The 345-nt window shown below is 64.9% G+C and carries 1 pseudogene; it reads left to right on the forward strand.

Annotation, left to right across the window (positions count from 1 at the left end):
• Nucleotides 1-345: pseudogene (locus AC0L3U_RS38760) on the forward strand (hybrid sensor histidine kinase/response regulator); the annotation flags it as partial.

A 345-nucleotide genomic window follows, 5' to 3' on the forward strand; every position in this document is an offset into this window, starting at 1 on the left:
GCTGCGTCCGGGCGAAGTCTCGCTCGACGAGCTCGAGCGCGCCTTCCGCGAGACCGCGATCGAAGTCCCGGTCCCCGTTGCCAAAGCCGAAGTCAAGGCCGAGCCAGTCGCTGAAGCGCCGGTGCCTGTTGCCAAGGAAGTAGCGAAGGAAGCCAAGGCGAAGGAAAAGGCCGCGCCGAAGAAGTCGATCGCCGACGAGGGCGCCGGCGAGGGAGCCAGCATCGCCAACCAGTCGATCCGCGTCAACGTGGATACGCTGGAGCATCTGATGACCATGGTCTCCGAGCTGGTGCTGACCCGCAACCAGCTGTTGGAGATCTCCCGCCGCAACGAGGACACCGAGTT

It is taken from the genome of Bradyrhizobium sp. Kon69, from assembly GCF_055807515.1.